The sequence below is a fragment of the Lentzea sp. NEAU-D7 genome (assembly GCF_026242055.1).
In the GTDB taxonomy this organism is placed as follows: Bacteria; Actinomycetota; Actinomycetes; order Mycobacteriales; family Pseudonocardiaceae; genus Lentzea.
This window is the reverse complement of sequence record NZ_JAPJDL010000035.1, coordinates 52,312-71,414: the sequence shown is the minus strand read 5'-3', so window position 1 is coordinate 71,414 and position 19,103 is coordinate 52,312. Positions and strand designations below refer to the sequence as shown.

General features: G+C 70.2%; 21 protein-coding genes. 5 read left to right on the top strand and 16 right to left on the bottom strand.

From position 1 onward, the window contains the following. Window positions 1-376: 376 nt before the first annotated feature. The gene (dctA, locus tag ORI60_RS42635; protein WP_266043685.1) at window positions 377-1,738 is read right to left on the bottom strand and encodes a C4-dicarboxylate transporter DctA; all 1,362 of its coding nucleotides are present in this window, start codon (window positions 1,736-1,738) and stop codon (window positions 377-379) included. 112 nt (window positions 1,739-1,850) lie between these two features. Between dctA and ORI60_RS42630 the strand changes: the two genes are divergently transcribed. Then, entirely contained in the window at window positions 1,851-2,750 is a 900-nt protein-coding gene (locus tag ORI60_RS42630) for a TAXI family TRAP transporter solute-binding subunit (RefSeq protein ID WP_266043684.1), read from the top strand. Here ORI60_RS42630 and ORI60_RS42625 read toward each other — a convergent pair. The 3 genes from ORI60_RS42625 to lgt are packed head-to-tail and all read right to left on the bottom strand — an operon-like array spanning window position 2,719 to window position 5,802. Then, window positions 2,719-4,092, bottom strand: a complete 1,374-nt coding sequence (locus ORI60_RS42625) for a sensor histidine kinase (RefSeq protein WP_266043683.1) — start codon at window positions 4,090-4,092, stop codon at window positions 2,719-2,721. The genes ORI60_RS42630 and ORI60_RS42625 overlap by 32 nt on opposite strands. Window positions 4,093-4,140: 48 nt before the next feature. Continuing rightward, window positions 4,141-4,803, bottom strand: a complete 663-nt coding sequence (locus ORI60_RS42620) for a response regulator transcription factor (protein WP_266043682.1) — start codon at window positions 4,801-4,803, stop codon at window positions 4,141-4,143. A gap of 3 nt (window positions 4,804-4,806) precedes the next feature. Next, the gene (lgt, locus tag ORI60_RS42615; protein ID WP_266043700.1) at window positions 4,807-5,802 is read right to left on the bottom strand and encodes a prolipoprotein diacylglyceryl transferase; all 996 of its coding nucleotides are present in this window, start codon (window positions 5,800-5,802) and stop codon (window positions 4,807-4,809) included. A 725-nt stretch (window positions 5,803-6,527) separates the two neighbouring features. Here lgt and ORI60_RS42610 point away from each other — a divergent pair. Continuing rightward, window positions 6,528-7,676 carry an FAD-dependent monooxygenase gene (locus ORI60_RS42610; protein WP_266043681.1) on the top strand — a complete coding sequence of 383 codons (1,149 nt, stop codon included), beginning with the start codon at window positions 6,528-6,530 and terminating at the stop codon, window positions 7,674-7,676. On the opposite strand, the gene ORI60_RS42605 is transcribed toward ORI60_RS42610, so the two are convergent. The 6 genes from ORI60_RS42605 to ORI60_RS42580 form a co-directional block, all read right to left on the bottom strand. Next, entirely contained in the window at window positions 7,673-8,239 is a 567-nt protein-coding gene (locus ORI60_RS42605; RefSeq protein WP_266043680.1) for a Uma2 family endonuclease, read from the bottom strand. The genes ORI60_RS42610 and ORI60_RS42605 overlap by 4 nt on opposite strands. A gap of 253 nt (window positions 8,240-8,492) precedes the next feature. Beyond that, window positions 8,493-9,284, bottom strand: coding sequence for a tryptophan synthase subunit alpha (gene trpA, locus ORI60_RS42600; RefSeq protein WP_266043699.1), 792 nt, complete (start codon window positions 9,282-9,284; stop codon window positions 8,493-8,495). After that, window positions 9,281-10,501: a tryptophan synthase subunit beta gene (gene trpB / locus ORI60_RS42595; RefSeq protein WP_266043679.1), complete on the bottom strand. Its 1,221-nt coding sequence runs from the start codon at window positions 10,499-10,501 to the stop codon at window positions 9,281-9,283. Before trpB ends, trpA begins: the two co-directional genes overlap by 4 nt. 35 nt (window positions 10,502-10,536) lie before the next feature. Beyond that, window positions 10,537-11,346: an indole-3-glycerol phosphate synthase TrpC gene (gene trpC, locus ORI60_RS42590; protein ID WP_266043678.1), complete on the bottom strand. Its 810-nt coding sequence runs from the start codon at window positions 11,344-11,346 to the stop codon at window positions 10,537-10,539. A gap of 131 nt (window positions 11,347-11,477) precedes the next feature. Then, a complete protein-coding gene (locus tag ORI60_RS42585) occupies window positions 11,478-11,879 on the bottom strand; it encodes a hypothetical protein (RefSeq protein ID WP_266043677.1) in 402 nt (133 codons plus the stop codon). Further along, window positions 11,869-13,407: an anthranilate synthase component I gene (locus ORI60_RS42580; protein ID WP_266043676.1), complete on the bottom strand. Its 1,539-nt coding sequence runs from the start codon at window positions 13,405-13,407 to the stop codon at window positions 11,869-11,871. Before ORI60_RS42580 ends, ORI60_RS42585 begins: the two co-directional genes overlap by 11 nt. Window positions 13,408-13,445: 38 nt before the next feature. On the opposite strand from ORI60_RS42580, the gene ORI60_RS42575 reads away from it, so the two are divergent. After that, window positions 13,446-14,057, top strand: a complete 612-nt coding sequence (locus ORI60_RS42575) for a TetR/AcrR family transcriptional regulator (protein ID WP_416234590.1) — start codon at window positions 13,446-13,448, stop codon at window positions 14,055-14,057. Window positions 14,058-14,061: 4 nt separating this feature from the next. Here ORI60_RS42575 and hisI read toward each other — a convergent pair whose 3' ends face one another. The 3 genes from hisI to hisF are packed head-to-tail and all read right to left on the bottom strand — an operon-like array spanning window position 14,062 to window position 15,523. After that, window positions 14,062-14,412 carry a phosphoribosyl-AMP cyclohydrolase gene (gene hisI / locus ORI60_RS42570; protein WP_266043674.1) on the bottom strand — a complete coding sequence of 117 codons (351 nt, stop codon included), beginning with the start codon at window positions 14,410-14,412 and terminating at the stop codon, window positions 14,062-14,064. Beyond that, the gene (locus tag ORI60_RS42565; protein WP_266043673.1) at window positions 14,409-14,768 is read right to left on the bottom strand and encodes a hypothetical protein; all 360 of its coding nucleotides are present in this window, start codon (window positions 14,766-14,768) and stop codon (window positions 14,409-14,411) included. The genes hisI and ORI60_RS42565 overlap by 4 nt, the downstream gene beginning before the upstream one ends. Then, window positions 14,765-15,523: an imidazole glycerol phosphate synthase subunit HisF gene (gene hisF, locus ORI60_RS42560; RefSeq protein ID WP_266043672.1), complete on the bottom strand. Its 759-nt coding sequence runs from the start codon at window positions 15,521-15,523 to the stop codon at window positions 14,765-14,767. Before hisF ends, ORI60_RS42565 begins: the two co-directional genes overlap by 4 nt. Window positions 15,524-15,568: 45 nt before the next feature. Between hisF and ORI60_RS42555 the strand changes: the two genes are divergently transcribed. Beyond that, on the top strand, window positions 15,569-15,955 hold the full coding sequence (locus tag ORI60_RS42555) for a PPOX class F420-dependent oxidoreductase (protein WP_266043671.1): 387 nt from the start codon (window positions 15,569-15,571) through the stop codon (window positions 15,953-15,955). A gap of 61 nt (window positions 15,956-16,016) precedes the next feature. After that, complete coding sequence (locus tag ORI60_RS42550; protein ID WP_266043670.1) at window positions 16,017-16,718, top strand: Clp protease N-terminal domain-containing protein; 702 nt, start codon at window positions 16,017-16,019, stop codon at window positions 16,716-16,718. Here the strand turns inward: ORI60_RS42550 and priA are convergent. The 3 genes from priA to ORI60_RS42535 form a co-directional block, all read right to left on the bottom strand. Beyond that, window positions 16,684-17,415, bottom strand: coding sequence for a bifunctional 1-(5-phosphoribosyl)-5-((5-phosphoribosylamino)methylideneamino)imidazole-4-carboxamide isomerase/phosphoribosylanthranilate isomerase PriA (gene priA / locus ORI60_RS42545; RefSeq protein WP_266043669.1), 732 nt, complete (start codon window positions 17,413-17,415; stop codon window positions 16,684-16,686). The genes ORI60_RS42550 and priA overlap by 35 nt on opposite strands. 222 nt (window positions 17,416-17,637) lie before the next feature. Continuing rightward, window positions 17,638-18,273, bottom strand: coding sequence for an imidazole glycerol phosphate synthase subunit HisH (gene hisH, locus ORI60_RS42540; RefSeq protein WP_266043668.1), 636 nt, complete (start codon window positions 18,271-18,273; stop codon window positions 17,638-17,640). Between the two features lie 10 nt (window positions 18,274-18,283). Then, the gene (locus ORI60_RS42535) at window positions 18,284-19,096 is read right to left on the bottom strand and encodes a hypothetical protein (RefSeq protein ID WP_266043667.1); all 813 of its coding nucleotides are present in this window, start codon (window positions 19,094-19,096) and stop codon (window positions 18,284-18,286) included. Between the last annotated feature and the right edge of the window lie 7 nt (window positions 19,097-19,103).

The window sequence follows — 19,103 nt, the reverse complement described above, 5'->3', positions numbered from 1 at the left end:
AACGATTCCCGGCTGCGGAACGACATTGCGGCCAACGTCGGCGTTCGTTACAGCCGGGTAAGCGTAACCGAACGTTCAACTTCGGCCAGCCCGATGAGAGTTGCGCGACATTCCCGGTTTGCCAGTGGATGGGCTGGGTACAGAGACGTTCTGGCTGGTCAGCCGCTTATCGTCCCAGTTAGCGGACGCTCACCTCCTCCAGCTGAAGTCGAGCCGCCTCCGTCCATTCGGGCAGATCAGGATTGTTCCCCACCAAACGAGACCGAGGCCCCGTTCGCCCCGCGCCGCATGCGGGGAGAGCGGGACCTCGGCATACGTGGAGGTCCGGGGTCTCGTGGCTGGAGGCGGGAAGAGTCGCCTCCAGCCACGGACGTCCTCAGTGAGCCGCGACCGGCTCCTTCTTGTCGTCGCCCTCGGCCCCGGTCTGCTGGGCCAGCAGGTCGTCGACGTCGACGCTGTCGGGGTTGTTCAGCACCTCGGTCAGGCGCTCCTTGTCGAGGGCCTTCTGCCAGGCGGCGACCACGAGCGACCCGACACCGTTGCCGATCACGTTCGTGATGGCGCGGGCCTCGGACATGAAGCGGTCGATGCCGACGATCAGCGCGATGCCGACCGCGGGGATGGCCGAGTGGGCCTCGAAGGCCTGCAGCGAGGCGGCCAGGGTGACGAGGCCGGCGCCGGTGACGCCCGCCGCGCCCTTCGACGCGATCAGCATGAAGAGCAGCAGGCCGATCTGGACGCCGATCGACACGTCGTGACCCGTGGCCTGGGCGATGAAGATCGCGCCCATGGTCAGGTAGATGCAGGTGCCGTCGAGGTTGAACGAGTACCCGGTCGGGATGGTGAGGCCGACGACCGACTTCTGGGCGCCCGCCGCCTCCAGCTTGACCATCATGCGCGGCAGCACGGACTCGGACGACGAGGTGCCGAGCACGATCAGGATCTCGTCCTTGATGTAGCGCAGGAACTTGAAGAGGCTGAAGCCCGCGAACTTCGCGACCAGGCCGAGCACCACGATGACGAACAGGATGCAGGTGGCGTAGAACGAGCCCATCAGCCACAGCAGCTTGCCCAGGACGCTGCCGCCGAACTTGCCGACGGTGTAGGCGATGCCGCCGAAGGCACCGATCGGCGCCACGTACATGACGATCTTGATGATGCCGAACATCACCTTGGAGAGCGTCTCCATCGCGGAGACGACCTTGGCACCGCGCTCACCCATGCCGGCGACCGCGACGGCCACGAGGATGGCGACCACGAGCACCTGGATCAGCTGGCCGTCGGTGAACGCGCTGACGAACGACTTGGGCACCAGGCTCAGGATGAAGCCGGTGATGCCCGTCTCCGCGGTCGAGGCGGACTTCAGCGTCGCGTCGGCCTGGCTCGCGTTGAGCTCGATGTCGCCGCCGTGGTGACCCGGCTGGACGATGTTCACGACGATGAGGCCGATGGCGAGCGCCACCGTGGTCATCGCGGTGAAGTAGAGGATCGTCTTGAGCGCGAGCCCGCCCGCCTTGGCGAGGTTCCCGAGGCCCGCGATGCCGACGATGATCGTCGCGAAGATGGTCGGCGCGATGACGACCTTCACGAGGTTCACGAACAGGTCGGCGAGCCACTTCATCTCGGACGCCTGTTTGGGGAACAGGAAGCCGACGGCCGCGCCCAGCACGATGGAGACAAGGACCCAGAAGTAGAGGTGCTTGTAGATCGGTTTGCGGCCTGTTGCGGTGGTCGCCACTTGTTCCTCCTCGAACTACGTGTTGGGAGAGAGAGTGAGCCGCGCCACCAGGCCCGACAAGCCGACCTGAGGAAACTTCAGACAGCCCTGACGTAACAGCTAGGCTTCGCCGGTGTCGCTCAGCCGTCGCACGCTTCTGCTAGGGGCCGGACTGGCTCTTGCCGGGTGCACCCCGCGCAGGGTCGAGGCACCCGCTGAGCTGGTGCTCGCGACCGGGCCGGAGGGGGCGGTGTTCCGCGAGGTCGGAGGGGCCCTGGCGGCGGCGCTGGCCGAGCAGCTGCCCGGCACGAAGGTCACCGCCATCCCGACGGCCGCGTCGGTCGAGAACCTGCAGTTGTTGCGATCAGGTGAAGCGCAGCTCGCGCTGTCCTCTTTGGACCCCATCGACGACCCGCAGAGCGTCCGCGCGGTCGGCCGGCTCTACGACAGCTTCATGCAGATCGCGGTCCCGGCGGGGTCGCCGATCCGCACGTTCGGTGATCTCGCGGGCAAGCGGATCTCGTTGGGGCCCATCGGTTCCGGAACGGAGTTCACCGCCAGGCGGATGCTGGAGTTCTTCGGCCTGTCCGCGGTGGACGAACGCATGGCGCACGCCGAGGCGTCCCGCCGCGTCGCGGACGGATCGCTGGACGCGATGCTGGCGCTGACCGGCATCCCGACGCCCGCGATCACCGCTCTGCAGGGCGACGTGCGGCTGGTCAACATCCCGATGGAGGCGGTCAAGCTCGCCGAGAAGTACAAGGGCCCCTACATCCCGGCGACGATCCCCAGCACCACCTACGAGGACGTGGCCGCGAACCAGACGTTCGCGGTGCCGAACCTGCTGCTGGCGCGCGAGTCGCTGAGCGCGGACGTCGTCGAGGTCGTGACGCGCACGGTGTTCACCGAGACCGCGCGGATCGTCGAGGGCCACCCGGAGGCGTCGCGGATCAACGTCCGCACGGGCATCGCGACCGGGCTGGTGCCGCTGCACGACGGCGCTATGCGCTGGTTCCGTTCCGTGAAGCGCTGAGGGCGACCTTCACGTCCAGGCCCGGGTCCGCGTCGTGCAGGGTGAGCGTGCCGCCGGCGGACTCGATCAGCTCGGCGCAGATCGCGAGCCCCATCCCGGTGCCCGCGATGTTCTGGTGCTTGGTGGCGCGCCAGAACCGCTGCAGCGCGAGCTCGCGTTCCTCGGCGCTCAGGCCGTCGCCGTTGTCGACGACGTGCAGCTCACCGGTCTCGCCGGTGATCGTGACCTCGGTGGCGTTGGCGAGCCGGATGGCGTTGCTGACGAGCTCGTCGAGCACGCTGCCGAGGCCACCGGGCGGTTCCTGCATGGTGAGGCCCGCCGGCACGTCGATCCTCAGCGTGACCCCGGACCGGCTCGCGAGCGCCTGCCAGGCCGCCCGGTGCGTCGTGAGCAGCTGGTCGATCTCGACGGGCTCGGTCTGCCGCGCGCTGTCGAGCCTGGTCGCGGCGAGCAGCGTGTCGAGCACGCGCCCCATCTCCTCGGCCTCCTCGACCGCGATCTGGTGCGCTTCCCTCGCGAGCTCGCCGTCCACGTGCGGTTCGAGGTTGTCCACGGCCAGCCGGAGACTCGCGAGCGGGTTCCGCAGCTGGTGGGACGCGTCGGCCACGAACGCCTTCTGCCTGTTCAGGGCCTTGCCGACGACGTCGACCATGGTGTTGAAACTGCGCGCGAGCCTGCGGAGCTCCTGCGGACCGCCGACCTCGTCCGCCCGCACGTCGAGGTTGCCCGCAGCCACGGCGGCGGTCGCCTCGTCGAGCCTGCCGACCGGCCTGAGCACCCACCGCGACATGGGCCAGGCGGCGGCGACCACGGCGAGCATCGGCGCGAGCCCGGCCAGCGCCATCAGCCCCCACTGCCGCAGCACCTCGGTCCGCAGGCCTCGCGTCTGCGAGATCGTGACGACCGCGGCCACCACCTCGCTGTCCCGCCCGACCGGCTCGACGACGACCATCGGCCCGGTGCGCCACGGCCAGCCCGTGTACTCGGGCTCCGGCCGCACGCCGCCGTTCAGCGCCGTGTGCAGCGACCTCGTGACCTCGGAGTCGTTGCTGGGGTCGAAGCCCTGCCGGGACGCGAGCAGGATCCGCTTGTCGGCGCTGACCAGTGCGACCGGGATGTCGTAGAGGTCGTCGTAGCGCTGGATCTCCTGGCTCAGCGCCTCCAGCCGGTCCGACTGCAACGCGCTCTCGCCGAGCGCCGCGAACCTGCTCGCGTCGCTGAGGCGGTCGAGGTAGGTGGTCTGGGTCTCGCGCTGCACGACCGCGGACGCCAACGGGATGCCGAGCGCCGCGACCAGGGCGACGAGCAGCGGAACGGTGATGACGAGCAGTCGGCGGAGCATCGGTTGTGATTGTCCCGCAACAGCCTGTGGATGTCTCTCGGACACTCGTCACGTGGCGAGCCGGTAGCCCACTCCCCTGACCGTCTCGATCCTGACGTGGCCGCCGAGCTTGCCGCGCAACGCCGCGATGTGCGTGTCGAGCGTCCGCGACGGCGCCTCCCAGTGCGCCTGCCACACCTGGTCCACGATGAAGTCGCGGCTCACCACCTCACCCTTGCGGGTGGCGAGGAGCGCGAGGAGGTCGAACTCCTTGCGGGTCAGCGAAAGCGGTTCACCGTCCACTGTGGCGACCCGGGTAGCGGCGATGATCCGCAGCGGACCGATCTGGATCGGTCCTTCCGCCTCCGGCTCGGCGCGGTGCGTGCGCGTCCTGCGCAGGACGGCCTCGATCCGGGCGAGGAGCTCGGACGTGCCGAACGGCTTCACCACGTAGTCGTCGGCCCCGGCCCGCAGGCCGAGCACGCGTTCCCGTTCCTCGCCGCGCGCGGTCACCGTGATGACGGCGGTGCCCGGCCTGTGCCGCAGCTCGCGCAGCACCTCCAGGCCGTCGCCGTCGGGCAGCCCGAGGTCGAGCAGCACCACGTCGGCGGGCGCGGCACGCAGCGCGTCGGCGGCCGTGGCCACCCGATGCACCTCGTAGCCCGCGTGCCGCAGTGCGGTCAGCAGGCCCCGGGCCACCCGGTCGTCATCCTCGACGACGAGCACGCGCACAGATCACTCCGGTTTGACGGACTCCGGGGAGTTCTTCTTGTCCTTCTCGGCGGCGTCGTCCTCGACGACGCTCTTGTCCTCCGCAGCTTCCGCTTCGGCTTCCGCCTCCGCGGCGGGTTCGGCGGGGTCTTCTCCGGTGCCGCGCAGCGCGGCGACGTCCTCACGCTCACCACGGGACTTGGCGATGATGAAGTACGCGACCGCGCCGAAGAACACGAGCGCCGACACGAACACGTTCACGCGCGTGCCGAAGACCAGCGTCGCCTCGTCGGTCCGCATGAGCTCGATCCAGAACCGACCGGCCGTGTAGCCCGCGACGTAGAGCGCGAAGACCCGGCCGTGGCCGAGCCGGAACTTCCGGTCCGCCCACACGATCAGCAGCGCGACACCGAGGTTCCACAGCAGCTCGTAGAGGAACGTCGGGTGCACGACCTGGATCGGCGTGTGGTCGATGGCGATGCCCGCCAGCGCGTCCTCACGACCCTCGGGCGTGACGCGACGGTAGATCTCCAGACCCCACGGCAACGTCGTGTCGCCGCCGTACAGCTCCTGGTTGAAGTAGTTGCCGAGCCGCCCGATGGCCTGCGCGACCACGATGCCGGGCGCCAGCGCGTCCGCCATCGCCGGCAGCGGGATGCCCCTGCGGCGGCACGCGATCCAGGCACCGACGGCACCGAGCGCGATGGCACCCCAGATGCCGAGGCCACCGTTCCAGATCTGCAGCGCCGCGAGCGGGTCCTTGCCCGGCCCGAAGTACTTCTGGTTGTCGGTGATGACGTGGTAGAGCCGCCCGCCGACGAGACCGAACGGCACCGCCCACACGGCGATGTCCGTGACCTCGCCCTTGAGGCCGCCGCGTGCGATCCAGCGGCGCTCACCCCACCAGATCGCGACGACGATGCCGGCGATGATGCACAGCGCATAGGCCCTGATGGGGAGCGGACCGAGGTACCAAACACCGCGGTCGGGACTCGGGATCGTGGCCAGAAGGGCGTCCAACACGGCGCCCACCGTACCGGTCGGCCCGTGAGCCTCTCGTGGGGGCGCACGATCGTTATCGAGCCCGAACCCTGTCGGTGCCGATCACTAGAATGGAAATTGGGGGTACCCGGCCTGGCGCGTGTGTGTGGTAGCTGCGCATAGGCGCGTTGAGCCCGCGCTTCGGGGACGCTCGGCTGTACGCCCGTGGTCCATGCGCCGGGTGGTGGAACGGTGCCCGTCCACCCGCTGACTGTGGGGCGTTGCCTGACTGCCGGGGCACTGACCGTCTGCGGGGGCGCTGCAGGTTTCCCGTCTGCGGGGGCGCTGCGGGCTCGCGGGAGCGCCGCAGGGCGCGGGAGCGCCGCAGGGCGCGGGAGCGCCGCAGGGCGCGGGAGCGCCGCAGGCTTGCGGGGCACCAGCCGCCCCGCAGGGGCACCGCCTATCTATGGGAGCATCGCCAGCCCTTAGGGACACCGCCTGTCTGCGGCGGCACCGCCCGGCCGCAGGATCACCACCAGCCCGCAGCGACACCGCCCGTCGGCGGCGGCACCGCGAGTCCGCGAGGGCACCGCCTGCTCGCAGGGCCGAACGTGCGACCTCAGTGGCCCGGGATCGCGGATACCCGAGCCTGGCAGTCCGCGCGTCACGTCCCCTTCCCGAAGCGAGCCCTCCTGCGGCACCCACCACCGGGCACGAACCGAAATACTCGGACGCGCTCTGGGCGGACTCGCGAAAGGTCGGACATGACGGTCCTGGTGGTCGGCGGCGGTATCGGCGGGCTGGCGACGGCGCTCGGCCTCGCGCGGGCGGGTGCGCGGGTGACGGTGCTCGAAGCCGCGGCGGCGTTCGAGGAGATCGGGGCCGGCATCCAGGTCGGGCCCAACGGGTTCCGCATGCTCGACGCGCTGGGCGTGGGTGCCGCGGTGCGGGCTCGGGCCGTGCACGTCGACGAGTTGCGGTTGCGGTGCGGGGTGTCCGGGCGGCAGATCGCCGGCTTGCCGGTCGACGCGGGCTTCCGGGAGCGGTTCGGCACCTATGCGGTGGTGCATCGCGACGACGTGCTCGCGCCGTTGCTCGACGCCTGCCGGAGCAACGAACGGATCGACCTTCGGGTGAGCAGCGCGGTCGAGGGCTACGAGCAGGACGCGAACGGAGTCACGGCGGTGCTGCGGTCGGGCGATGTCGTGCGCGGAGAGGCACTGGTCGGCGCTGACGGGCTGCGATCGGCGGTGCGGCGGCAGCTCGTGGGCGACGGGGATCCGCAGGTGTCCGGGCACACGACGTTCCGCGCGGTCATCCCCTCGCGGAACGTGCCGCCTTCGTTGAAGGAGAACGTCGTCACGCTGTGGGCGGGGCCTCGCTATCACGTCGTCTGGTACGTGATCGCCGGTGGGCGGTACGTGAACCTCGTTGCCACCACGGACAACGGTGCGACGGAGCCCATGAACGGCAAGCCCGTCGAGCACGCCGAGGTGATGAAGCACTTCGTGCCGTTGTGCGACGACGCGGCTCGGCTCATGGAACTCGCCGGCGAGTGGCGCGCGTGGGTGCTGTGCGACCGGGCGCCGATCGCGGACTGGCAGGACTCCCGCGTCGTGTTGCTCGGGGACGCCGCCCATCCGGTGTTGCAGTACGCCGCGCAGGGCGCCTGTCAGGCGTTGGAGGACGCCGTCTGCCTCTCCACCGTGTTCGCTCCTCAGGACGTGGCCGGCTCTTTTGCGCGGTACGTGGCGCTCCGCTCGGAGCGGACCGCGCGCGTCCACCACGCCTCGAGGGCGATGGGGCGGGAGGTCTACCACCCGGCCGGCGAGGCAGCGGAGGTCCGTGACGCGATGTTCGCCTCGTGGACCGTCGCCGAGCTGCACGAACGGCTGGAGTGGCTCTACGGCTAGGAGGGCAGCTCGATCGTGACCGGGAACGGTCGCTCGATCGTCAGCACGCCGGCGTCGCTTTGCGCGATCTCGACGTACTCACCTTCGTCGTTGAGCTCGAGCAGCGTCGCCTCGACGACCTTCTTCAACGGGTCGATGATCAGGTAGTAAGGAACGGCGGCTTCCGCGTACACATGGCGCTTGAGCACCAGGTCGTTCATCCGCGTGCTCTTGGAGAGCACCTCGCCCGCCAGCACGAGGTTCGACACCGGGAACGTGATGTCCGCATCACACGGCTTCACCACCGTGAAGTCCGGGATCAGCAAGCGGCCGCTCGACAACGCGACGTTGAGCTCGACAGTCGCCTCGAACTGCGCCGGACACGCACTGTCCAGCGCGACGAACACCCTGCCCACCAGCCGCTGGTGCCGGTAACTCCCCAGCGGGCTCACGAGAAGCATCCCGTCGACGAGTTCGATGCGCTGACTGTGGTCTTCCGGCAGTGCGAGGACGTCTTTGAGCGTCCAAGGCCCTTCGTGGTTGGGCAGCAGGAAATCGGACTGAACTTCGGCTGGCGCCACCACTGGGCATCACCTCCGTTGACCGCATGCGCACCACCAGTGTGGCACGCCGTGCGGATGGCTGGCTTGTGCATGAGCCCACGATCGCAGCTGGAACCGACGACCAAACGGGGTTTTGGCCCCAATCGACAGAGATTCACTCGATCAGGCGTTCGAATCCGTGTCATGCTCTTGGAGGAACATCAAGGGCTCCGAAAGGAGCACAAAGCAAAACCGCCCGGCCGGCAGGCCGAGCGGTTCACCGGACAGAGGAGGTTCAGACTGGAGCGACAGCCGATCGCACACCCTTGGCGAGGTCAGCGGCCAGCGCGCGCACCGCGGCGTCGCTCTCGCCCGCGGCCGACACGAACGCCGACCCGACGATGACGCCGTCCGCGAACCCCGCGATCTCGGCGGCCTGCGCACCGGAGCGCACACCCAGCCCGACACCGATGGGCAGCGTGGTGTGCTCCCGCACCCGCGCGACGAGAGCGGGAGCGGCGGACGACACGACGTCACGGGCGCCCGTGACGCCCATGACCGCAGTGGCGTAGAGGAAGCCGGACGAGGCGCGCGCGGTCATCGCGATGCGCTCCTCGGTCGACGACGGCGCCACCAGGAACGTCCGGTCGAGTCCGTGCGCGGCCGAGGCCGCCATCCAGTCGTCGGCCTCGTCGGGCACGAGGTCGGGCGTGATGATGCCTAGCCCACCGGCGGCGGCGAGGTCGCGTGCGAACGCGTCGACGCCGTACCGCAGGACCGGGTTCCAGTACGTCATCACAACCGCACGCCCGCCGGCGTCGGACACGGCGGCGACCACGTCGAACAGGTCCCGCACGCGGAACCCCGCGGACAGCGCCTGCTCGGCGGCGGCCTGGATCGTCGGGCCGTCCATGACCGGGTCGGAGAACGGCAGGCCGACCTCGACCAGGTCACACCCTGACTCGATCATCGAACGGAGGTGGTCCTTGGAACCCTCGACCGTGGGGAAGCCCGCGGGCAGGTAGCCGATCAGCGCGGCACGCGACTCGGCCCGCGCGGCGGAAAACACGTCGGTCAACGACATCAGGCCTGTCCCCCGTCAGCGAGGCCGAAGTACTTCACGGCCGTGTCCATGTCCTTGTCGCCGCGGCCGGAGAGGTTCACGACCAGGAGTCCGTCCGGCCCGAGCGACGGCCCGAGCTTCAGCGCGCCCGCGAGCGCGTGCGAGGACTCGATCGCCGGGATGATGCCCTCGGTGCGCGAGAGCAGGGCGAACGCCTCCATGGCCTCGGCGTCGGTGACCGGGAAGTACTCGGCGCGGCCGATGTCCTTGAGGTGCGAGTGCTCGGGACCCACGCCGGGGTAGTCGAGACCGGCGGAGATCGAGTGCGCCTCGGTGATCTGGCCGTCCTGGTCCTGCATGACGTACGACATCGCGCCGTGCAGCGAACCGGGCGTGCCCGCCGTCAGCGTGGCGCCGTGGCTGCCGCTGTCCAGGCCGGAACCACCGGGCTCGACACCGACCAGGCGGACGTCCGCGTCGTCGATGAAGCCGTGGAAGATGCCGATCGCGTTCGAGCCGCCGCCGACGCAGGCGACGACGGCGTCGGGCAGGCGCCCGGCCTTCTCGAGGATCTGCTCGCGCGCCTCGATGCCGATGATCCGGTGGAAGTCGCGGACCAGCAGCGGGAACGGGTGCGGGCCCGCGGCCGTGCCGAGCAGGTAGTGCGTGTCGTCGACGTTGGTGACCCAGTCGCGCAGCGCCTCGTTGATCGCGTCCTTCAGGGTGCGCGACCCGGACTTCACCGGGATGACCTCGGCGCCCAGCAGGCGCATCCGCGCGACGTTCAGCGCCTGGCGCTCGGTGTCGACCTCGCCCATGTAGACGACGCAGTCGAGGCCGAGGAGCGCGCACGCGGTCGCCGTCGCCACGCCGTGCTGGCCGGCGCCGGTCTCCGCGATCACGCGCTGCTTGCCCATGCGCTTGGTCAGCAACGCCTGGCCGAGCACGTTGTTGATCTTGTGTGAACCCGTGTGATTGAGGTCCTCGCGCTTGAGCCACACCCGCGTACCGGCGTGCTCCGCGAACTTCGGGGCCTCGGTCAGCAGCGACGGACGGCCCGCGAAGTCCCGCAGGAGGCGCTTGAACTCGTTCACGAACTCCGGGTCGAGCCGCGCCTTGTCGTACTCGGCGGCCAATTCGTCCACCGCGGCGATCAGGGCCTCCGGGACGAACCGGCCGCCCCACGGGCCGAAGTGGCCACGTGCGTCGGGATCATGCGGTGTGGGCGTGAACTGGCCCATCGGGTAGCTCCTCTGGCGCTTGGATCAACCGTGCCCTACCGGCTGGGCCGGGGGCACGCGGGGTGTGAGCCCGCGGTCACGAGCTTGTTCACGGCGGCCTTGGGGTCTCCGCTGGTCACCAGGCTTTCGCCGACGAGCACAGCGTCAGCGCCCGCGCCGGCGTACGACATCAGGTCGCCGGGCCCGGTCACGCCCGACTCGGCGATCTTGATCGTCTCGAAGGGTAGCCCCGGAGCGATCCTGCCGAAAACGTCTTTGTCGACCTCCAGCGTGTGGAGGTTGCGCGCGTTCACCCCGATGACCGACGAACCCGCCTCCAGCGCGCGGTCGGCCTCCTCGGCCGTGTGCACCTCGACGAGTGCCGTCATGCCGAGCGACTCGACGCGGTCGAGCAGCGACACGAGCGCGTTCTGCTCCAGCGCGGCCACGATCAGCAGCACCACGTCCGCGCCGTGCATGCGGGCCTCGTGCACCTGGTACGGCGACACGATGAAGTCCTTGCGCAGCAGCGGGATCTTCACCGCCCGGCGCACCGCGTCGAAGTCGGCCAGCGACCCGCCGAAGCGGCGCTGCTCGGTCAGCACGCTGATCACCGACGCACCGCCCGCCTCGTAGGCGGACGCGAGCTCGGCCGGTTCCGGGATCTCCGCCAGCGCGCCCTTGGAGGGGCTGCGGCGCTTGACCTCGGCGATGACACCCACGTTCGGCCCGCGCAGCACCGACAGCACGTCGAGCGGCGGGGCGGCCTTGGTCGCCCGCTCCTTCACGACGTCGAAGGGCAACTTGGCCTCGCGAGCGGCGAGATCCTCACGCACACCTTCGAGGATCGACTCGAGAACCGTCACAGTGTTGTTCCCCTTCCCGCTATGGGGATGCTAACCCCGCCGGAGTAACGCCCCAGCCACCGGGGTTCAAGTGTCCCCGCAGCTAACCGAGGCCGTACACGTGCCACATGCACGAACGTGGTGAATGATCTTCACTCGTTCGAGGTCGTCTCGCCAGGGGTCCTGTCGTCAGTCGGATCGTCCCCGCGCTCCAACGCGCGCCACATGTCCGTCTCGGGGTCGGACGCGCGGGTCTTCTGGCCGCCCACGCCGATCTTCGGCATCCGGGCCCCGAGCGCGACCTGGAGCACGCCGGAGGCCACCACGAGCACGCCCCCGGCGATCGCCAGCCAGTGGCCGGAGAACGTCCCGGCGACGCCGACGACGACCAGCACCGCGCCGAGGACCCTGCGCGTCACCCCGCTCAGCGCGACGACCGCCGCGACGGCCGCGAGGCACAGCAACGCGACCGGCACCGAACCGGCGCCCCAGAAGGCACCCGCCGCGCCCACGAGCAGGAGCGCGGCGATCCACAACGGCGAGCTAGCCTTCAACTGCCGGCGCCATCGTCTGCGCGGTGGCGATCGCGGCCAGCACCGCGCCCGCCTTGTTCAGGCACTCGTTGTCCTCGGCCAGCGGGTCCGAGTCGGCCACGATGCCGCCACCGGCCTGCACGTACGCCACCCCCTCGCGCACCAGGGCGGTGCGGATGGCGATGGCGGTGTCCGCGTCCCCTGCGAAGTCGAAGTAGCCGACGACGCCGCCGTAGAGCCCGCGGCGCGTGGGCTCCAGTTCCTCGATGAGCTCCATCGCGCGCGGCTTGGGCGCACCTGACAGCGTGCCCGCCGGGAAGCAGGCGGCGACGGCGTCGTAGGCCGTCTTGCCCTCGGCCAGCTCACCGGTCACGGTCGACACGATGTGCATGACGTGGCTGTACCGCTCGACCTTGAAGAAGTCGACCACGTGCACCGAGCCAGGTTTGCAGACGCGCCCCAGGTCGTTGCGGCCGAGGTCGACGAGCATCAGGTGCTCGGCGCGTTCCTTGTGGTCCGCGAGGAGGTCCTTCTCCAGCAGGGCATCTTCCTCGGGGTCCTCGCTGCGCCAGCGGGTGCCCGCGATGGGGTGCGTGGTCGCCTTGCCGTCGCGCACCGTGACCAGCGACTCCGGGCTGGACCCGACGATGTCGAACCCGTCGAGGCGCAGCAGGTACATGTACGGGCTGGGGTTCGTCGCGCGCAGCACCCGGTAGATGTCGAGCGCGTCGGCGTCCGTGTCGATCTCGAACCGCTGCGACACGACGACCTGGAACGCCTCGCCCGCGCGGATGGCCTCCTTGGCCTTCTCGACGGCCGCGAAGTGCTCGGCCTGCGTGCGCCGGCGCCGGAACTCCGGCTTGGGCCGCGAGAACACGGCGGCCGTCGGCGGCGCGGGCGTGTGCAGCGCCGTCGTCATCTCGTCGAGGCGGCGCACCGCGTCGTCGTACGCGGCGTCGACCCGCTCGGCCGAGTCGTCCCAGTTGATCGCGTTCGCGATGAGCGTGACGGTGCCCTCGTGGTGGTCGAGCGCGGCGAGGTCCGTCGCCAGCAGCATGACCAGCTCGGGGATCTGCAGGTCGTCCTCGGCGATGACGGGCAGCCGCTCCAGCCGCCGCACCGCGTCGTAGCCGATGTAGCCGACCATGCCGCCGGTCAGAGGGGGCATGCCGGGCAACGGGTCCGTGCGCAGCACCTCGATGGTCTCGCGCAGCGCCTGCAGCGGGTCGCCGCCGTCGGGCAGGCCGACGGGCCGCGTGCCCGTCCAGAACGCCTCACCGCCCGTCGCCGTGAGCGCCGCCGCCGACCGCACGCCGATGAACGACCAGCGCGACCAGGAGCGCCCGTTCTCCGCCGACTCGAAGAGGAACGTGCCGGCCTGATTGGCCCCGAGCTTGCGGTACAGGCCGACCGGGGTCTCCGCGTCCGCGAGCAGCTTGCGGACCACCGGGATGACCCGGCGGTTGACCGCGAGCTCGCGGAACTCCTCACGCGAAGGACTCACAGTCCCCAGACCAGCGGCGGCCACAGCCCCGATGACGCTCACCATGCCGACAATTGTTGCATAAATTCAACAACTGTTGAACTATGACCCACGTGGAGCAAGTCAACCAGAAACGCCGAGGCCGCCGTGCCGCGGGCGAGGACACCAAGGCCGCACTCGTCGCAGCGGCCCGCGAGGTCTTCGTCGAGAAGGGCTACGACGGCGCCACGGTGCGCGCGATCGCCGCCAAGGCGGGCGTGGACGCCGCGATGGTCAACCACTGGTTCGGCGGCAAGGAAGGCCTGTTCGCGCAGTCGGTCCTGCAGCTCCCGTTCGACCCGGCCGAGGTCCTCAAGCGCGTTCTCGACGGCCCGGTCGACGAGGCGGGACAACGCATCGTCCGCACCTTCGTGACGGTGTGGGACGCGACCGGCGGCGGCACGTTCGCGGCCCTGCTCCGCAGCGTCACCAGCCAGCCGGAGGTGGCGGGCGCGCTGAAGTCGTTCCTCGTCAACGCGATCTTCAAGAACGTGCTCGTGGAGATCGGCTCCGAGCAGCACGAACTGCGGGCCACCCTCTGCGCGACCCAGATGATCGGGCTCGGCATCGTCCGGTACGTCCTGCAGTTCGAGCCGCTCGCGTCGACCGACGCGGAGACCGTGGCCAGGACGGTCGGGCCGAACCTCCAGCGCTACCTGACCGGCGAACTGGACTGACCGCTCACGCGTCGGCGAGCAGCACCGTCGCGTCGAAGCACGTGCGGTCGCCCGTGTGGCAGGCGGCACCGACCTGGTCGACGGTCAGCAGCAGCGTGTCGCCGTCGCAGTCGAGCCTGACCTCGTGCACGTACTGGGTGTGCCCGGAGGTCTCGCCCTTCACCCACAGCTGCTGGCGGCTGCGCGAGTAGTACGTCGCGCGGCGGGTGGTGAGGGTGCGGTGCAGCGCCTCGTCGTCCATCCACGCCACCATGAGCACCTCACCGGTGCCGCGCTGCTGGGCGACCGCGCACACCAGGCCGTCCGGGGTGCGCTTGAGCCGTTGGGACACGGCGGGATCGAGCGGGCTGCTCAACGGGGACCTCCCAGGTGTTCACGAGCCGGTCCGGTGTTGAGCAGGACCACTCCGTAGATGTGCACAGCGGACAGCACTCCGGACGCGACGCGGGCCCACGCCGGTCCCTCGGCCAGCACGATGACGAGGTGCAGCAGCGCGACGAGGATGAACACGATCATCGCCGGGTAGTGCATGAACCGGAGCCTGAGGAGCAGCGCCGCAGCGACGGGCAGTTCGAGGACCGCGATGAACGACGGCAGCTTCAGCACGTCCGCGTCACCGGTCGAGCGCCACAGGACCAGGCCGATCACGAAGAACACGAGTGCGCCACCGAACGCGACCGCCGAGGCGACCCGCACCTCGACGGGTTTCATCGCACCACGACGCCCGCCTGGCGCAGGCCGTCCTTGACCTCGCTGATGCGGAGCTGGCCGAAGTGGAAGACGCTCGCGGCGAGCACGGCGTCGGCACCCGCGGCGACGGCCGGCGGGAAGTGCTCGATCGCGCCCGCGCCACCGCTCGCGATCAGCGGGACGTCGACCTCGCGGCGCACCAGCTCGAGGAGCTCCAGGTCGAACCCGGCCTTGGTGCCGTCGGCGTCCATCGAGTTCAGCAGGATCTCGCCGACGCCCAGCTCCTGGCCCTTTGCGGCCCAGGCGATCGCGTCGATGCCGGTGCCGGTGCGGCCGCCGTGCGTGGTGACCTCGAAGCCGGTGCCGCCGGGCACCCGCCGCGCGTCGACCGAAAGCACGATGCACTGCGCGCCGTACCGCTCCGAGCACTCCTTGAGCAGCTCGGGACGCGCGATGGCGGCGGTGTTCAGGCTGACCTTGTCCGCGCCGGCGCGGAGCAGCTTGTTGACGTCCTCGGGGCTGCGTACGCCGCCGCCGACCGTGAGGGGGATGAACACCTGCTCGGCCGTGCGGCGGACCACGTCGAACGTCGTCTCCCGGTCGCCGCTGCTGGCCGTCACGTCGAGGAACGTCAGCTCGTCCGCGCCCTCGGCGTCGTAGGCCCTGGCGAGCTCGACGGGATCGCCCGCGTCGACGAGGTTGGTGAAGTTGACTCCCTTCACCACCCGGCCGCGGTCGACGTCGAGACAGGGGATGACACGGACCGCGACTGACATGCGGGAAAGCCTACAAGGCAGGCACGAGCACTAAGCTGCGGCTCCATGATCACCGAGTTGGGCGAGGGCAAGTACCTGCTGCTGACGACGTTCCGCAAGGACGGCACCCCGGTGCCCACTCCGGTCTGGGTCGTGAAGGGCGAGAACGAGGACGTCCTCTACGCCTGGAGCGCGCGGGACACCGGCAAGGTCAAGCGGATCCGCCGCAGCGGCGACGTGGAGATCGGGCCGTGCGACGTGCGCGGCAACCCGAAGGGCGAGTCGATCAAGGCGCACGCGACGTTGCTGGACGACGAGGCGAGTGACGCAGTGCGGTCGCGGATCACGAAGAAGTACGGGTTGTTCGGGTGGGTCACGGTGTTCGGCAGCAAGCTGCGGCGCGGGCGGACCGGGTCGGTGGGCATCCGGATCACGGCAGCCGGTCCACGTTGACCCCAGGTTGAGCGTCAACCCGATGTTGACGCATGCCTCAGCGTCAACCTAGGGTTGACGCATGATCCAGTTGACCGACCTCATCGTGACGGTCGCTCAAGAGGCCGACGACGCTCTCGTGCGCCTGGCCAAGGCCGTCGAGATGAGTGGTCAGCTCAGCGAGCTCGGCGACCACCTGATCGGCCACTTCGTGGACGAGGCGCGGCGGGGCGGGGCGAGCTGGGCCGAGATCGGCGAGAGCCTGGGCGTCACGAAGCAGGCGGCGCAGAAGCGGTTCGTGCCCAGGGAGTCGCCGGAGCTCACCAAGCCGAGCACGGAGCGCTACACCCAGCGGTCGAGAAGGGTCATCGCGCTGGCCAGGCACCACGCGCGGTTCAGCGAGCGGATCGGCACCGAGCACCTGCTCCTCGGGTTGCTCGACGAGTCGGCCGGGCTCGCGGCCAAGACCATCGCGAAGCTGGAGTCGGGCGACGGCAGCACGCGCATCGCGACCCTCAACCGGCTCGACTCGGAGGCCAAGCAGCGGCCGGAGAAGCAGCCGTACACGACGCACTGCAAGAAGGCGCTGGAACTGGCCGTGCGCGAGGCGCTCCGGATGGGGCACATGTTCATCGGCACCGAGCACATCCTGCTCGGCGTGCTGCTGGAGGCCGAGGGGACCGCGGCCGACGTGCTGCACACCACCGGTGTGACGCACGCGGCCGCGGCCGCTCACGTGGAAGCCGTGGTCAACGGACCGCAGCGAGCGCTTCCGGGAGCGTGAAGGCGCCGGCGTACAGGGCCTTGCCGATGATCGAGCCCTCGACGCCGTCGCGCGACAGCTTCGAGAGCGCGACCAGGTCGTCCACAGTGGACACGCCGCCGGACGCGATCACCGGGGCGTCGGTGCGGGCGCAGACCTCGCTCAGCAGCTCCAGGTTCGGGCCCGTCAGCGTGCCGTCCTTCGACACGTCGGTGACCACGTAGCGCGTGCAGCCGTCGCGGTCGAGCCGGTCGAGGACCTCCCAGAGGTCGCCGCCGTCCGACGTCCAGCCGCGGCCCTTGACGCGGTGGCCCTGCTCGGTGATGCGGACGTCGAGGCCCACCGCGATCTTCTCGCCGTACGCCGCCAGCGCCTTCGCGCACCACGCCGGGTCTTCCAGCGCGGCCGTGCCGAGGTTCACGCGGGCGCAGCCGGTGGCCAGGGCGGCCTCCAGCGACGCGTCGTCGCGGATGCCGCCGGACAGCTCCACCTTCACGTCGAGCTCGCCGACGACGCGGGCGATCAGCTCGCGGTTGGAGCCGCGTCCGAACGCCGCGTCGAGGTCGACGAGATGGATCCACTCCGCCCCGTCGCGCTGCCACTGCAGGGCCGCGTCGAGCGGCTCGCCGTAGTTCGTCTCGGTACCGGCTTCGCCCTGCACGAGCCGGACGGCGCGACCGTCGGCCACGTCAACAGCGGGGAGGAGTGTGAACGTCACCCGAGCAGCCTAGCGTCCCCCGGCACGAGGGCGGCCACGCGCTCCTGGGCCTCGGTGGCCTGCGGGAACTTCGACGGGACCGGCGTGCCGGCGCAGCACTCGTCGAAGGGGTGCAGACCTGCGCGCCTCCGTTGGCGCGCATCAGGAAGCCGAAGTCGATGTCCTGATTGGACACGGCTGTTCGCTGAACGTCCCGTGCGGTCGCCGCCACGAGTCGTGTGGTCACGACAAGGTCGTCAACCAGTTCCGCAGCAGGTGCGCTCCGGCGTCACCGGACTTCTCCGGGTGGAACTGGGTCGCCCACAGCGGGCCGTTCTCGACCGCGGCGACGAACTCGTCCCCGGCGTGGTCCGCCCACGTCACCAGCGGCGGCTTGAGGTGCTCGGCCGGCTCCAGCTCCCAGCGGCGCACGCCGTAGGAGTGCACGAAGTAGAACCTCGTGTCCTTGTCGAGGCCCGCGAAGAGCTTCGACCCCTCGGGCGCACGCACGGTGTTCCAGCCCATGTGCGGCACGATCGGCGCTTCGAGGCGCTCGACGGTGCCGGGCCACTCGCCGCAGCCCTCGGTCAGCACGCCGTGCTCGATCCCGCGCTCGAAGAGGATCTGCATGCCCACGCAGATGCCGAGCACCGGACGGCCTCCGGCGAGGCGCTCGCCGATGAGCCGGGCACCCCGCACCGAGTTGAGACCCTCCATGCACGCGGCGTAAGCACCGACGCCGGGCACGACCAGTCCGTCCGCCTCACGGGCGGCGCGGGGGTCCGACGTCACCTCGACATGGGCGCCGACCCGCTGGAGCGCGCGCTCGGCGGAGCGCAGGTTGCCGGATCCATAGTCAAGTACGACGACACGTGCCACGCCCACCAGGTTAGTCGGTCGGGATGGCACCCTGCGTGACCGGTATGACCGGCAACACGGTGTTGATCGGTTTCGTGCGCACGAGCCGGCGCCTGAGCACGACCAGGAGCCCGACGAGCACCGCGAGGAGCACCACGACGACGAGGTAGTACACGACCGCCGGGATGTCGAGCGCCACCGTCGCCGCCGCCGACAACACGATCAGCGGGAAGATCAGCCAGAGCGGCCACAGCTGCGCGCGCGGCGGTTCGAGCGTCCGCAGCACGCCGTCCGCCCTGCCCTGCTCGGTGAGCTCGGCGACCTGCGCGACCTCGTGCAGCCCCGCCTCGCGGAAGAAGTCCGGGATGGCCGCCCGGCCGTTGCCGAAGTCGCGGATGCGTTCGAGCGTGCCCTTGCGACTGGCCGCCGGGTACAGCGCGGTGAGCTTGTCGATGGCGTCGAGCTGCCACTTCTCCTTCTCGCGCAGGTCGACCATGCCCGCGGTGGCGCGGTCGAACGACTGGCCGACCGGCCCCGACTGCTTGGCCTGCGCCGACAGCCGCAGCACCGCCTCGCGCGATCCCCACATCGAGGCGCGGCCGAGCGACGTGGTGAACATGTAGAGCAACGCGGCGTCGTCGTTCCACACCGCCAGGGCCGCGCCGCGCCCGATCTTGCGCACCCTGTTCGTCATGTACGCGGCCTCGCTGAGCTTGGTGCCGGGCGGCGGCAGCAGCACCGTGCCGGACTGCACCGGAACCAGCGCCGCGGGGCCCGCGTTGCCGCTGTGCATGGACTTCTGCAGCTCGGCGGCGTTCAGCGGGGTCCAGATCAGCATTCTCACGTTCAAC

What these genes read in the sequence shown, in the direction of transcription:
- ORI60_RS42625 (WP_266043683.1), bottom strand. Translation starts at nt 4,092, where the DNA reads ATGCTCCGCCGACTGCTCGTCATCACCGTTCCGCTGCTCGTCGCCCTG.
- ORI60_RS42610 (WP_266043681.1), top strand. Translation starts at nt 6,528, where the DNA reads ATGACGGTCCTGGTGGTCGGCGGCGGTATCGGCGGGCTGGCGACGGCG.
- trpB (WP_266043679.1), bottom strand. Translation starts at nt 10,501, where the DNA reads ATGGGCCAGTTCACGCCCACACCGCATGATCCCGACGCACGTGGCCAC.
- ORI60_RS42580 (WP_266043676.1), bottom strand. Translation starts at nt 13,407, where the DNA reads ATGGTGAGCGTCATCGGGGCTGTGGCCGCCGCTGGTCTGGGGACTGTG.
- ORI60_RS42575 (WP_416234590.1), top strand. Translation starts at nt 13,446, where the DNA reads ATGACCCACGTGGAGCAAGTCAACCAGAAACGCCGAGGCCGCCGTGCC.
- ORI60_RS42565 (WP_266043673.1), bottom strand. Translation starts at nt 14,768, where the DNA reads ATGAAACCCGTCGAGGTGCGGGTCGCCTCGGCGGTCGCGTTCGGTGGC.
- hisF (WP_266043672.1), bottom strand. Translation starts at nt 15,523, where the DNA reads ATGTCAGTCGCGGTCCGTGTCATCCCCTGTCTCGACGTCGACCGCGGC.
- ORI60_RS42555 (WP_266043671.1), top strand. Translation starts at nt 15,569, where the DNA reads ATGATCACCGAGTTGGGCGAGGGCAAGTACCTGCTGCTGACGACGTTC.
- ORI60_RS42550 (WP_266043670.1), top strand. Translation starts at nt 16,017, where the DNA reads ATGATCCAGTTGACCGACCTCATCGTGACGGTCGCTCAAGAGGCCGAC.